The organism is Rhizobium zaerense (genome assembly GCF_051810725.1).
Taxonomy (GTDB): domain Bacteria; phylum Pseudomonadota; class Alphaproteobacteria; order Rhizobiales; family Rhizobiaceae; genus Rhizobium; species Rhizobium leguminosarum_I.
On the sequence record NZ_JBPWQY020000004.1, the window covers coordinates 1 to 13,881 of the forward strand.

A 13,881-nucleotide genomic window follows, 5' to 3' on the forward strand; every position below is an offset into this window, starting at 1 on the left:
ATTTTTTGCGAGACACGCAAGCTGTGCGCGTCGCTTCCCGCAACGAACGCGACCTGCTGCGGCTGATCTGGAAGTCTCCGGGCATTGAGCGCTCCGACCTAACCGAGCCGCTCGATCTCACCCAGCAATCGCTGCACAGGATCGTCGCGCGGCTTCATGAGCGAGGAATGATCGTCTTTTCCCATTCGGAAAGCCGGCGGCCCGGGCCCTCCAGCCCTGGCCTTACTCTTTGCAGAGACTGGTGTCTGACGCTCGGCATCGCCGTGAACGTCGGTTCGATCGGCCTCTGCCTCATGGGTTTCGGAGAACCTTTGGACCACATGGAAATTCCGCAGGAGGGATCGTCACTCGCCGCGGAGATGGAGCGGATCGAAGCGGCGGTCGAAGAGCTCCTTGCCCGGCGAGGAGCCGAGCGGCGCGACGTCCTCGGCATCGGTCTGGCAGTCTCTGGCCACCATATGCTGGAGACGGCCTTCAACTGTCCTCTGCCGCTCGCTCATTGGTCATTGATCGATTTGGCGCCTTTGCTCGGAGAGCAGCTCGGCCTACCGGTCTGGGCAGACAATGTCGCCAGGACCGCCGCCTTGGCGGAAGCAATTTTCGGTGTCGGCCGCGACGTCGCTGATTTCGCCTATATCGCCCACCTTCACGGATACGGGGGCGGCCTCGTTTCCGGAGGCATGCCGTTTCGCGGCAGTTTCGGAAATGCCGGCGAATATTCCGTTCTCTTCGGGCGTGAGGAATACGACGATCGCCCTGCACTCAGCCTCTTGCTTCAACACCTTCATGCCAAGGGACGCTCGAACTTGACCCTCAGGGACCTGAAGAACGAAAACCTGGTGGATTGGGATGGCGTTGCGGAGTGGGTCGACCGCATCGCGCCGGCCCACAACAAAGCCATCAATGCGATCTGCGCAGTATTCGACCCGGCCTTGATCGTGCTTGGCGGCGAGCTTCCGCATTCGCTCGCGAGAATGCTTATCGAACGGACCGAGTTCAATAATCTGCCTCGGCATGGCGTGCTGCGTGACGTCCCACGCCTTGCCGTGGCACAGATCATCGATGCCCCCGGTGCCATCGGCGCGGCCTTGATCCCGCTCTTCGAAACCGTTTTGTGATATGCGCAGGAGGTATCGACCGCCGAAGCGCGCCGCATGAACCGAGTTCTATACGACGCGCCTCAGCCGGAGGTCGGCGTGGTTTGGGTTCTTCGACGGTTGCGAGGAGATCTCTCTCAATGCAGGCCCACTTACTTCATCCCTGTTCCGGCGATGCCCGTGGTGATGTACTTCTGCAGAAACAGGAAGACGACGGTGACGGGCAGCAGGCTGAGGAACGTCATCGCCAGGATATAGTGCCACTGCACCGAGAACTCTCCCTGGAATGCGTTCAGGCCGACCTGCAGCGTGAAATTCTCGCGGCTGTTGAGGACGATGAGAGGCCAGAGGAAGTCGTTCCAGCGCCAGAGCACCGAAAAGATCGCCAGCACCGCCAGAGCCGGCGCCGTCAGCGGCAGGATGATGCGCCAGAAGATGCAGAATTCGCTCGCCGCGTCGACGCGCGCCGCCTCTATCAGCTCGTCGGGTATGGTCAGCATATATTGCCGCAGCAGGAAAACGGCGGTCGGAGAGGCGACCGTCGGCAGGATGACGCCCCAGAGGTTGTCGGCAAGCCCGACCCCGACGATGACGAGATAGGCCGGCACCATGACGACGGCGAGCGGGATCATCAGCGTCGAAATGATGATGACGAAGACCGTCGTATCACCGGGAAATTTGTATTTCGACAGGGCGAAAGCCGCCATGGCGTTGACGATCAGCGTCAGCAGCGTTGCGACGAAGGTGACGAACACTGAATTCTTCAGAAAGGTCAGGAAGTTGAATCGGGTCAGCGGATCGGTGTAATTCTGCCTGGCGACCGTCAGCTTCTGCACCGGCGTCAGCCCCTTGACGTCGACGCTGACCGGTGATCCCGGATTTGCCGGATCGACCATCTGGGCCTTGAGGCCGATGCGGCGAACCATGGCCATTTCGCGCATCTGGCCGTCGACGGTAACCTGCCAGAGGCTGAGCGGCTTGTCGAAGCCGGGCACGGTCTGTTCGACGGCGGCCCGGGGAAGCAGCGTCGGCGGAAACCGGGTGATCTCAGCCGCCGGCTTCAGCGAGGAGAGGCCCGCCCAGAGGACCGGAAGCAACACCACGAAGGTTCCGCCAACCAGCCAGACCCACGACAATATGTCGGTTATATCAATGCGTCCGGCTCGGCGTGTGCGCGTGAAAAAGCTGATCTGGTTCATCTCAGGACTCCATTCGCTTGCCGATGCGCAGCTGTATGAGGGTGAGAACCAGAAGCACCAGCCCCATGAGAACCGATGCGGCGGAGGCCAGTCCGAAGAGGCGAAGATCGCTGCCGAATGCCATCTGGTAGATATATTGGACGATGAAGCTGTTGGCCGTGCCGGGGCCTCCGCCATTGGTCAAGACCCAGGCCTCGTCGAAGATCTGGACGGACTTGATCATCAAAAGAATGAACACGACCAAGAGGTTCGGAGCGAGCAACGGAAGCGTGATCCTGAACAGCGTGCGGCGCGGCGAAGCGGCATCGATGGAGGCAGCCTCGTAGAGCTCCTTCGGGATAGCCTGGAGGCCGGCAAGCAGGATCAGGGTATAAAAACCCATGTGAAACCATACCGACACCGCAACGACGAAGAAGCGCGACCAGCCGACATCAAGCAGGAAGATTTCAGGGGGAACGCCGATCATCTGGAAGAAGGCGTTCAGGAGCCCGTTACGATCGAGGAACCATTTCCAGATGAGACCGATGACGACGGGAGACAGCAAGACGGGATAGAAGAACATCGCCCTGAAGAAGCCGCGCGCGACGATCGCCCGATTGAGGATCAGCGCCGTGATCAGCGCCACGAGCAATGTGGCGACGACATTGAAGGCTACGAACCAGAGCGTGTTCCACACGGCCGTCCAGAACAGCGATTCCTGACAGGTTCCCGGCTGCAGATAATTGCCGCAGGAAAGCAGCGTGCGGAAATTGTCCAGGCCGACGAAGGGACGCTCCGACACGAAAAGGTTTGTGCCGCCGGTAAAGGCGTAACCGATCGCGATCGCGATCGGAAGGAACGTGAAGATAGCAAACAGTACGAGGTTCGGGGCCAGGAACAGCCATGGCATACGCTTGCGGCCGAAGATGCGCTCGATCAGATTTATCGGGGCTTCGACCACTCTCATCGCCGTTTCCCCTGTCTGGGTCAGCAATGCACCTGCCTTGAGCGCCGCCATGTTCAGCGCCTCCCCTGTCCGGGCCGCCGGGCAAAAGCCAGGCCGCTTTCGGGATCGAACAGATGAACCCGCCCCGGGGCGGCATCGATCAGGATGTGATCACCAGGGGCCGGCGCGAAATGGCCGGCCTCATGAATGATCATCTGCTCGTCCTGACCTGCAAGGTTGCCGTAGACATAGGTCTCGGTCCCGAGGCCCTCATGATACTGGACGATGAACGGCAGGCCTCGCTCGCTGGAACGTGAAAAATGCGCGGGCCGGATGCCGGCGAGAACGGCCTGTCCGACCGCAATGCCGGCGAGGTCGACATCGCTGACGATGCTGCCGCCGTTGCCGACATCGATGGTGACGCCGCTTTCGCTGACGCCCGATACCTTGCCCTCGATGATATTCATGCGCGGCGAGCCGAGGAAGCCGGCGACGAAGAGATTGCGCGGGCTATCGAACAGGTCCAGCGGCGCGCCGACCTGCTCGACCCGCCCGGCGCGCAGCACGACGATCTTGTCGGCCATCGTCATCGCCTCGACCTGGTCATGCGTGACGTAGATCATCGTCGTCTTGATCTCGCGGTGGAGCTTGGTGATCTCGGCGCGGGTCTGGACGCTCAAGGCGGCGTCGAGATTCGACAGCGGCTCGTCGAAGAGGAAAATGTCCGGTTCGCGCACAATGGCCCGGCCGATTGCCACGCGTTGGCGCTGGCCGCCCGAAAGCTGCTTCGGGCGCCGGTCCAGATAAGGTTCGATCGCCAGCATCCTGGCGGCTTCGGCAATCCGCGCCTCGATCTCGGCGCGCTTGAACTTCAGGTTCTCCAGGCCGAAAGCGAGGTTCTTGCGAACGCTCATATGCGGATAGAGCGCGTAGGACTGGAAGACCATTGCGATCTTGCGCTCGGCAGGCGAGAGCGCGCTGACGTCGCGGCCCCCGATCGCGATTGCGCCCTCCGTGACCTCTTCGAGGCCGGCGATGACACGCAGCAGGGTCGACTTGCCGCATCCCGACGGACCGACGAAGACGACGAACTCGCCGTCTTGGATATCGAGTTCGACGTCATGCAGGACTTTGACTGAGCCATACGACTTGTTGACGTTGGAAAGTTTCAGTTCTGCCATGCCCCACTCCCATCAGGTGCCGCCGTTTCGAAGACGGCGTTGTTTTTGTTCCAGCCTTGCGGCAGCGGTGTCGGTCTTGTGATCCGCACCTCGTTTATCAAGATCCCGACGACATCAGCCACGTAGACGGCCGGCATTCCTCCCGGATAGTGCTCAAGACCGATCACCCGACCGTCAGACCCGCGGGTCCAGGCATTCGCACGGCCGCCGCCATCGGCTTTCGGGGAAAGGTCCGCGTTCGTCGGACGCAGGTCGTAGGACCGCGCCGTACCGAGCTGCCCAGGCTGCTGATCGATGGCGATGCGCGCAAGCGATGCGTTCCTGATACCGGCCGACGAGGTCGAAATGATCGTGATCGCCCCCTCCATCCGGCCGGTTATGTCCTCGACGATGAGATTTTCGATGGCGCCTGCCGTGCGCTCCGCGACACGGTCAACCACATTGACGGTCAGCGCCTCCCCGAGCCCCAGAAACCGTCGGGGGTCTCGCGGCACTCCACCGCAATTCTCGAAAACCTCACATTCGATATCCGGCCGCCGTCGCGGGAAAATATGCCGAGCGCCCTGTTGGAGGATGAGACGTTGCAATCCTCGAAAACGACATTGGTGACGTCGCCATGCGTTTCCGTGCCGATCTTCAGCGCACAGCTGAGGCTCCGAACGGAGCAGCGGCGGACAAGAATGTTTTCGCATCGTCCGATGGCGACACGATTAGGCCCGATGCTCGTCTTCAGGCATATGCCGTCGTCGGCCGTCGATATCCCGCAGTCCTCGATGACGGCGCCGCGGCAGGCATCCAGCACGATGCCGTCGGTATTGGGAAGGCGGCGGTCGTTGTCGATGGTCACATCCCTGACTGTGACATCGGTGCAGTTGACGAAATGCAGCGTCCACATTGGCGAGCGGCAAATATGGACGGAGCTGATCTCGACCTCGTCGCAGCCTTCGAACACCACGACACGAGGACGAAATTCGGCCGGGATGAAGGTTCCCACCGTCTCGTCGTCTCCCACAATGAAGCTGTCACAACCGGCTTCGATGCGCCCCGCCCCCGTCAGGCTGATCCGCCGTGCATCCTTGGCGACGATCATGCCGCGGTCCGACTTTTCAGCGATCACCGAAACACTCGTATGCGCATAGGCCTCGTAGTCCGGGACGGGACGCAGGATCGCGCCGGCGGCCAGATGAAGGTCGACGCCGCATCTGAGCTGGAGCCCGCGGCAGACATGGATGCCGGCCTTGAGCTCCACGCGTCCGCCGCCCGAAGCCGACAGGCCGTCGATGGCCGCCTGCAGGCGGATCGTATCGTCGCCCTCCGCCGGCTCGATCGCGACAAGTGACACGGGGCTCATTGGCGCTCGCCGTTCTCGAGAAAGACTTCCGTCAGGAGCAGCATGGTCAGCGCCTGGCCATAAGGCGTCGGCACGTTGGGGATGCGCCTGTAGAAATCGAGGTCATGGCCCATCGGCGTGCCGTCCGAGACGCCGTGGACGACACCTTCTTCGTCGATCTGCGCCAGCACCGCCGCAAACGCGCGCTCCGCATAGGCCCTGTCGTCTTTGTCGAGAATGCCGGCATCGATGGCGCGCAATATGCCATAGGCAATGCCTGCCGTGGCTGAGGTTTCCAGCGGCGAGGACGGATCGTCCAGAAGCGTCGTGAACATCCCGTCCGGCCGCTGGCATTCCTTCAGCGAGCGCACCTGGCTGATGAGAACGTTCGACAGAAAACGCCGGTCCTTCTCGCCGAGCGTCGGGACGAGATCGAAGAGCTCGGGGATGGCGACGGTGATCCAGGCATTGCCGCGCGCCCAGAAGGCATTGGCGAAATTGTGCCGCCCGTGGAAGGTCCAGCCGTGATACCAGAGCCCGCTGACCGGATCGGAGAGATAGCGGGTGTGGATCACGAATTGATAGACGGCCTCGTCGATCCACTCGCTGCGCTGGCAGAGTACGCCGGCCCGGGCGAGGAACAGGCAGGCCATGAACAGCGTATCGTCCCACAATTCACCGTCGTTGAGGCGCTCCTTGACGACGTGCTGAAAGCCGCCGTCCTCGGTCTTCGGCAGTTCCTTGACGAGCCATTCGGCCCAGTCCTCGACGAGAGCGCGAAAATCGGGACGGTCGACATGCTGGACGAGGATCGCAAGCGGCAGCATCGGCGCGGTGCTGTTGATCTGGCGCGGAGGCAGGCCGCGTTCGATCTGGACGGCATACCAGGCGACGAGCTCCTGCAGCGCTTTCTGATCATTGGTGGAAATGGCGCGACGCAGGAAGCCGTAAAGGCCGACACCGACTTCCCAGTCCCATTCGTCGAACTGGATTCCTGAGGCGGAATTTCCGGTCACGAGACCTTCCTTGATGCCCCGGAGCCGGCTGAACGCCATTGCCACGCGATCGATCGTCGTCAGGAGGGCGGCGTTATCGACAGATGTTGTGTTCATGCTGGAGACCTATGTTTCAGGAGTAGAACGGCCCGTCAGTGCCGGCGCCGGAGGCTGCACTGTCGTAGGTGAGGATCGGATGCGGCTGATCGTGGATGAAGGGCTTCGCCTTGCCGCCGATCGAAAGTCCGTCGGCATAGAAGAGGTCGATCGCCGAGCCGCCGGGCGGTGTCAGGGAGAGACGCCGAAGCCCGGGATCGAAGGAAACCGTCGTCTGGCCCAGGCGTTCGATGAACGTCTTGAAGGCGGCGTCGTTGCCGCATCCGACGATACCAGCCCAGCCGCACAGCGGCCCGTAGGAGCGCACCTCGCGGCCGGCCGTCGGGCCATCGGTGATCAGCTCCAGGCCGTTCGACGCCCAGAGGGCGGAAAATCCTCTGCCTGATCGGACAATCAGCCATTTGTCTTCGATAATGAGGTCGTCTAGCCCGTCGCGGCCGATATAGGCGTGCGTCCATGCGTGCCGTGCGTCGCTTGTGTCCTGGATCAGCAGGGCGACGTCGCGATGCTGGGCAACGCGCGGCAGGATGCCGTTGCCGGCCCAATAGGACGGCCGTTGATTGCCCCAGGGATCGTCCTCACCGGGATGATTGACCCACAGCCTCGCCATCGGATGGCCGGCCAACCTGATGTCGAGGACATGCTGCTGGTGCCCCTTCTGGCCGGTCTTGTGATCGACGACCGTCGAAAGCTGCGCCGCCTCGTTCTTGAACAGCACGAGTCTTCCGCTCTCGAGCCCCTGGCTGTAACGCGCCTCGACGCTTCTTGACGGGGTGAGCGCCGCAAGCTCGGCCAGCTCGGCCGGCGGCTCGTAGCCGCCGGCGCAGAACATCGTCAATGCCGCGACACCATTGTTCAGCCAGCCGGTTCCAAAAGCGACCTGGGCGAAGGGCGCAAGCTCGGTCAGCGGGCCGGCGCGCAACTCCTTGTCGTAAGCGCGGCCCTGCGATCCGGCCGGAACGCCTGCGAGCGTATGAAGGGCAATCATCCGGAAGATGAGATCGATCTGGGCGCTGGCACGCGCTGACATCGCCGTCTCGGCCCACCGCTCCAGCGCGAGCAGACCGATGAAGTCGATCGGGTAATAGGCGGCCGAGTTCCACTCCGCCAACCCATGGGCTTCGACGCTGCCGAACCAGCGACCGAGGCGCTGGCGCGCGAGTTCCGCTTGCTGCCGCCCCGTCCTGCCCGAGGCTGAAAACACCTCGTCGGGCAGGAGAAGTCCCGCCAGCAATTGGCTCGTATGAAAGCAGAGCACATGGTTCTCGCTCCAGAACCACATCGCGTCATTGCCCGGCTCGTCGACCCAGTAACGATAGGAACGGACAGAATGCCGGATGCGGTCGATGGTGGCCCTGGGCATCCGGTCGCCATAGGCGCCGATCAGCCATAACAGCGGCACCATGATGAAATCCGAGCAATCCTCCCGCGCATCGATGGACGCGAGCGTCGCGTCGATGATGCGGTCGAAGCTTTCCTGGTCGTGGTGACCGGTTTCCATCATGGCGATCAGGCGCCCGACGCGGTTGGCGCCGAAGCGGGCGCTGTATTCCAGCGCCTGCCGCTTGCGGGCGGCGAGCGACGTCTCTGATGGCACCGGCGAAATGCTGCTCATGAAGGCGGCATCGATGACGCGCGTAACCGAACCCGTGCCGCTGCCGATCGTCATATGCATGCCGTGATAACCATCCGCAATGCCGCAGACGTCGTCGGCCGTGAGGCTGCTCTGATGAGCCTTGAGCGTCAATCGGGAGTGCGCGAGAACGGGCCGTTCGTGCCCATGACCGACGACCTCGATCTCTACCGGCAGATCGCGTTCGGGCGCAGTGCCGAAGATGATCTCCAGCGGCTGATTGACGAAGACGTCGCGGGCCGGGCGCACGCCGCGCGCAAGGGCTTCCAGCTCGCGGACCTCATCCTGATCAAGCGATACGGGCAGCAGCACGCAGAGCGGCTCCTCGTCCAGCATCTCGAGTTCGAAGAACCATGTCGTGTCGCGCTCGGCGAGGTCTTCGGTATGGACGAGAATCTGGTTGTCGCCGGCTTTAAGCGGCAGGCTTATGTCGGTTGCGCTCTCGGTGTTGCGCTTGAAGGGTTCGAAGCGCACTTCCTCCTGTCCGTTGACCCATATGCGAACGCCGCCGCAGGTTCTCAGCCTGAGATTGAGCGTTCGCGCGGTCTCCGTCCTGAACGTGCCCTTCAGCCATCGCCTGAGATGCGTCGGCACGTGCCAGAAACCGGTGAACTCGACGCGGCGGTTTGCGCCGGGAAGATTGAGGCTTTCGGTCGGCCAGGCTGTGTCGGGCAGCAGCGGCCGCCCGACCATGGTCGACCAGAAAGCCTTGCGGCAGGGCAAGTCGCCGACATCGACGAAACCGTTGATGAAACGATAGTTCACGCGGTCTTCGGCTGGCGCGGGCTCGCCGGGAAAATAGCTGGCGATGAGGCCGGAAACGGCCCATGCCGTGATCGTCTGGCCCTCGGCCACGCTGTATGCCGGCGTCATCTCGCCCGGCTGTTTGCTGGATTCCGTTTTCACAGACCGCCTCCTCCGCAATTCTATGAAAATATTTTCATTATGTCTTTTTGCGGGCTATTTTTGCAAATTGCTCAAAAACTTCACTAGTGCCGCAGAAAATAGCTTGACCGAACGAATGTCAAGTATATGAAATTCGTTTATCGATGGCTGAAGCCGCGATTGATGAAAATATTTTCATGGGAGGATGAAAATGAAAACCTATCTCTCAGGAGCCCTCGCACTGGCGCTGGCTACTGTTTCTTTCGCATGGACCGGCGCGGCCATGGCGGAAACCAAGACGATCACCTTTCTGTTCACCGACGATGACCAGGCTTACGTCGAGCGGATGGAAGCGCTCAGCAAAGAATTCGAGACGGCGCATCCCGACGTCAAGGTCAATTTCGTCTCGTCGGGCTATGATGCGGTCGCCAAGCAGTTGCCGGTACAGCTTGCCGTCGGCGAAGGCCCTGACATTGCCAAGATCACCGACTGGCAGCTGGCGCCCTATTACCTCGACTTGCGTCCTTACATGAAGGACCCGGACGGTTTCGCCAAGCTGCACGGCGACAGCCTGAACACGCTTCGCTTCCCCGGCGTCAACGACCCGCAGTCGATCAACGGCTATATCGCGTCGCAAACCTTCAACTTGCCCTTCGTCAACAAGACGCTGTTCGAACAGGCCGGCGAACCGCTTCCGAAGCCCACCGCCACGCTGAAGGATATCGTCGAAGCCTCCGCGCGCGTCGCCAAGGCGACCGGCGCTCAGATCCCCTTCACGATGGATCGCTCGGGCCACCGCTTTTCCGGCGCGGCATTCTCCTACGGCTCGAACTACGTCAAGGACGGCAAGTTCTTCTTCCCCGACGATGCCGCCAAGCGCTATGTCACGGATCTCTACGGCTGGACGAAGGACGGCTCATTCCCCAAGGAAATGTGGGGTGCTGCCGGCGGAACCCAGTACAAGAACATGGGCGACGAGTTCGTCAACGGCAATGTCGTCACCTATCTCGCCGGCAACTGGATGGTCAATCCCTTTCAGAAGAAGATCGGCGACGCATTCGACTGGACGGCGATCAGCGCGCCCTGCGGCGATGCCGGCTGCTATGCGATGCCTGGCGGCACCGCGATCGTCGGTTTCAAGCGCACCAAATCTCCGGAGGCCGTGGCCGCGTTTATCGAGTTCCTCGGCTCTGAAAAGGTCCAGCGTGAAATCGCTGAAAACTACGTCATCCTGACGGGCGCCGACATCAAGGATCCGCAATACAAGCTCGAGAGCAAGAATGCCAAGGAGGCGATGGCCGTCTTCCTCGCAAGCCGCAACAGCGTGCCGCAGGCAGCCCGGGACCTGGAACGTCTCAAGGGATCCTCCGCCATCTATCAGCTCATCGTCCAGAGGATGAGCCAGTTGATCGTCGGCGAGCTTTCCCTCGACGAGACCTTCAAGGCAATGAGTGCCGACGTCGACAAGGTCAACGTGGCGCTCGCCGCCAAGTAACCGGTCATGCGTCGTCCCGCATGATGCGCGCATGCAGCAGCCACGGCCTCGCAACAGGGCCGTGGCTTTTTCTTTCCCACAGACACTTCGACTAGTTTCGAATTGTCGATAGCCTGAACCACGCTACGTCTTCCTTCAAATCGTTACAGCGTCCTTTACGCGTCTGAAAAGACACGCGGCGCTGTAAGGGAAAGGCAGCGTCATGAATTCAATCGAACAAAACACCGGGTCTCACTCGCAGCTGAGGCCCGCCGCTCTCGCCATACTGTGCCTTGGCGTGATCGTGGCGCAGGTCGATACATCGGTGGTCAATCTGGCGGTTCAGCCAATAGGGGTCGACCTCAAGGCCTCCGTCACTGAACTGCAATGGGTCGTTGACGCCTACAATCTCGTCTACGCAGCACTTCTCATCAGCGGCGGCTTGTTCGCCGATCTTTACGGCCGACGTCTAATGTTCATGATCGGCTGCGCTGTCTTTGCCTTGGCGAGCCTTGGCTGTGCATTCGCCTCGACCATTGCGATCCTCATCGCGGCGAGAGCCTTGACCGGCTTCGGCTCCGCCCTGCTCCTGCCCGCTTCGCTTTCGTTAATCCGGGTCATCTACCGGGATGAGAAAATCCGTGCCCGAGCGCTCGGAATCTGGGCCGGCTGCAACGGCATGTCGCTGGCGATCGGCCCGAGCCTCGGGGGCTTCCTCATCCGTGATTTCGGTTGGCGATCCGTCTTCTTCGTCGTCATCCCCATCGGACTGACTGCGGCGGCCGGAGCGCGGCTCTTCGTTCCCGAGAGCGCGGATCGGCGGGGCCGATCCTTCGACATGCTCGGTCAGTTGCTGGGGATCGCTGCCCTCATGGTCATGACGCTCGCCGCGATCGAATCGTCGCACCTGCCGCCCCTCTGGACGTCCCTGCTGGCCATTGCCGGCGCGCTGTTTCTCTTGCTCTTCGTCAGGGTCGAGCGGCGGCTGGAACAGACGGCGCTGGTTCCAATCTCGATGTTCTCCGGCAGCCAGTTCCGCGGCGCGATGCTGGAAACGGCGGCGATGACTTTCGGCATGTACGGCACGCTCTTCCTCTTTCCGCTCGCCTCCCTCGGCCTCGGCCGGCTGGCGTCGGTCGAGGTCGGGCTATCGCTGCTGCCGATGGCGATCAGCTTCATCGCGATCTCTCCCTTCTCCGGCGCGATCTCGGAGCGCCTGGGGAAGAAGAAGGCCATATCCGCAGGGCTCGCCTTGATGGGTCTCGGCAATCTGCTGCTCGGCGCCGCCTTTCTGGCGGACTGGTTCATTGCCGAAGAGATCGGACTGTTGCTGACCGGGGTCGGGATGGGCACGGCGACAGGACCGCTGACGGCGGTGGCCGTCTCCACCGTGACATCAGATCGCGCCGGCACGGCGAGCGCCTTGATCAACGTCGCCCGCATGGTGGGAGCGACGATCGGCGTCGCGATACTGGGCGCGGTCTTTGCCTTCCTGGGAGAAGCAGAGACTGGCTTCATCGTCGCGATGTCGGTCGGCGGCAGCGCCCAACTGCTTGGAAGCTTCATCGGCTGGCGCTTGCTCTAAACGAACGGTCGGTGCGAAGGCATGCGCAGTCTCGGCACCCGATGGTGAACGCATGGTGACACGGGGTTCGGGAGAGGCTATAGGCGTTGTCGGCCTTCGCCGGCTCGCAGGCGCCATGGTCAATTCACACATGCCGGCAACCCGGTTACATCAGGGGACCCAGCAACTGCCTACCATATAGAGGTGAATTTCCATGCCGATGGGCTCCGAGCATCCGCTGCGAAGAGAACTTCACAACGAGCTGCACGCGCGGCCGTCGCTTTACTTCGATGGCGACACGGATGTGTGGCACGTCGCCATCGTCGGAGAAGATGCCCCTCCTCAGATACCGAATTCCCTGCCGGGACTGGAGGATGTCTCCACGACCCGCGAAGGCAACCACGGCATCGGCCGCATCGGCGACGGCCGGCTGAAGTGGGAGGCGCATACCGAGTTCCTCACCCTGACCTTCGTCGTTCCCGCATCGGCCGAACCCGGCAGCAATCCGCCGGAAGCCTTTCAGGCATGCTGCCGTCAGATCGACGGGAAGGTCATCGCGGCCGTCCGGGTGCTGGTGCGCGACGAGAAGGACGGGCAGCGTCCGGAAAAACCAAAGCTTGACTATGTCGCCTCGCAAGTCGGCGGCGGCGATGCGGAAGTGCATTCGAACTTCCGCCTGACCGACAGCGGCTTCGTGGAATTCCTGTTCTTCAACCGCAACCTCAATGCCTATCGCACCGGCCGCATGGTCAGGCGTTTCCTGGAGATCGAGACATACCGGATGATGGCCTTGCTGGCGTTGCCGATGGCCCGCGAGACGGTGTCGAAGCTTTCCGTCTTCGACCGCCGCCTCGACCTGCTGATCGCGCACATGCAAAGCGCGGTCAAGGTCGACAAAGCCCTGCTTTCCGAGGTCACCAAGCTCTCGTCGGATGTGCTCAACTTCTCAGCGCTCGCTCGCCACCGCTTCGGCGCGACGAAAGCCTATGCCGAGATCGTCGCAAGCAGAACGTCGGAGCTTCGCGAGGTGCGCGTCGAGCAGCGCCAGAGGATCGGCACCTTCATCGACCGGCGGTTTCAACCAGCCGTCCGCTCGGTCGAAGCCGCCGAACGCCGCCTCGACGAACTGGCCGAACGTGTGAGCCTGGCCGGAGACCTTCTCAGAACCACGGTGCAGGTTCAGCTCGAAGATCAGAACGCATCGCTACTGACCTCGATGGAAGAGAGGGCGCGGATCCAGGTGCATATCCAGCAGGCGGTCGAAGGCTTCTCCGTCATCGCCATCACCTACTACACCGTCGGGCTGGCGAAGATCTGCCTGGAAAGCATTTCCGAACTGGGCGTTGATCCGCACATGGCGAAACTCGCCGTCCTCGGCGCCATCCCGCTCGTGCTTTTCGCCGTCTGGACGGCAATTCGTCACGTTCGCAAGAGCATTGCCGGCGCACCGCACGCTCCGGCATCCGGGAGCCATTGATACG

The 13,881-nt window shown here is 62.0% G+C and carries 9 protein-coding genes and 1 pseudogene; 4 read left to right on the forward strand and 6 right to left on the reverse strand.

Annotated elements, in window-relative coordinates:
• A partial coding sequence (locus ACS4RR_RS27985; protein ID WP_456190458.1) for an ROK family transcriptional regulator occupies positions 1 to 1,118 on the forward strand: 1,118 nt, incomplete at its 5' end.
• Between the two features lie 131 nt (positions 1,119 to 1,249).
• Here the strand turns inward: ACS4RR_RS27985 and ACS4RR_RS27990 are convergent.
• From ACS4RR_RS27990 to ACS4RR_RS28015, 6 genes and pseudogenes are all read right to left on the reverse strand, one after another.
• A complete protein-coding gene (locus ACS4RR_RS27990) occupies positions 1,250 to 2,296 on the reverse strand; it encodes a carbohydrate ABC transporter permease (RefSeq protein WP_260111245.1) in 1,047 nt (348 codons plus the stop codon).
• A gap of 1 nt (position 2,297) precedes the next feature.
• A complete protein-coding gene (locus ACS4RR_RS27995; protein ID WP_222331884.1) occupies positions 2,298 to 3,293 on the reverse strand; it encodes a carbohydrate ABC transporter permease in 996 nt (331 codons plus the stop codon).
• 2 nt (positions 3,294 to 3,295) lie between these two features.
• Positions 3,296 to 4,402, reverse strand: coding sequence for an ABC transporter ATP-binding protein (locus tag ACS4RR_RS28000; RefSeq protein WP_456190459.1), 1,107 nt, complete (start codon positions 4,400 to 4,402; stop codon positions 3,296 to 3,298).
• Positions 4,390 to 5,753, reverse strand: a pseudogene (gene pglB, locus ACS4RR_RS28005) (polygalacturonase PglB). Before pglB ends, ACS4RR_RS28000 begins: the two are co-directional and overlap by 13 nt.
• Positions 5,750 to 6,844, reverse strand: coding sequence for a beta-galactosidase BglB (gene bglB, locus ACS4RR_RS28010; RefSeq protein WP_222331881.1), 1,095 nt, complete (start codon positions 6,842 to 6,844; stop codon positions 5,750 to 5,752). Before bglB ends, pglB begins: the two are co-directional and overlap by 4 nt.
• 16 nt (positions 6,845 to 6,860) lie before the next feature.
• A complete protein-coding gene (locus ACS4RR_RS28015) occupies positions 6,861 to 9,383 on the reverse strand; it encodes a hypothetical protein (protein WP_260111242.1) in 2,523 nt (840 codons plus the stop codon).
• A 190-nt stretch (positions 9,384 to 9,573) separates the two neighbouring features.
• Between ACS4RR_RS28015 and ACS4RR_RS28020 the strand changes: the two genes are divergently transcribed.
• The 3 genes from ACS4RR_RS28020 (at position 9,574) to ACS4RR_RS28030 (ending at position 13,877) form a co-directional block, all read left to right on the forward strand.
• On the forward strand, positions 9,574 to 10,857 hold the full coding sequence (locus tag ACS4RR_RS28020; protein ID WP_170279645.1) for an ABC transporter substrate-binding protein: 1,284 nt from the start codon (positions 9,574 to 9,576) through the stop codon (positions 10,855 to 10,857).
• A 202-nt stretch (positions 10,858 to 11,059) separates the two neighbouring features.
• The gene (locus ACS4RR_RS28025) at positions 11,060 to 12,421 is read left to right on the forward strand and encodes an MFS transporter (RefSeq protein WP_260111241.1); all 1,362 of its coding nucleotides are present in this window, start codon (positions 11,060 to 11,062) and stop codon (positions 12,419 to 12,421) included.
• Between the two features lie 193 nt (positions 12,422 to 12,614).
• Positions 12,615 to 13,877, forward strand: a complete 1,263-nt coding sequence (locus ACS4RR_RS28030; RefSeq protein ID WP_222385453.1) for a DUF3422 domain-containing protein — start codon at positions 12,615 to 12,617, stop codon at positions 13,875 to 13,877.
• The last annotated feature ends 4 nt before the right edge of the window (positions 13,878 to 13,881 follow it).

Excerpts from the sequence above, each read along its gene's own strand:
- ACS4RR_RS28025 (WP_260111241.1), top strand. The coding sequence starts at position 11,060 with ATGAATTCAATCGAACAAAACACCGGGTCTCACTCGCAGCTGAGGCCC.
- ACS4RR_RS28000 (WP_456190459.1), bottom strand. The coding sequence starts at position 4,402 with ATGGCAGAACTGAAACTTTCCAACGTCAACAAGTCGTATGGCTCAGTC.
- ACS4RR_RS28030 (WP_222385453.1), top strand. The coding sequence starts at position 12,615 with ATGCCGATGGGCTCCGAGCATCCGCTGCGAAGAGAACTTCACAACGAG.
- bglB (WP_222331881.1), bottom strand. The coding sequence starts at position 6,844 with ATGAACACAACATCTGTCGATAACGCCGCCCTCCTGACGACGATCGAT.
- ACS4RR_RS28020 (WP_170279645.1), top strand. The coding sequence starts at position 9,574 with ATGAAAACCTATCTCTCAGGAGCCCTCGCACTGGCGCTGGCTACTGTT.
- ACS4RR_RS27995 (WP_222331884.1), bottom strand. The coding sequence starts at position 3,293 with ATGGCGGCGCTCAAGGCAGGTGCATTGCTGACCCAGACAGGGGAAACG.
- ACS4RR_RS27990 (WP_260111245.1), bottom strand. The coding sequence starts at position 2,296 with ATGAACCAGATCAGCTTTTTCACGCGCACACGCCGAGCCGGACGCATT.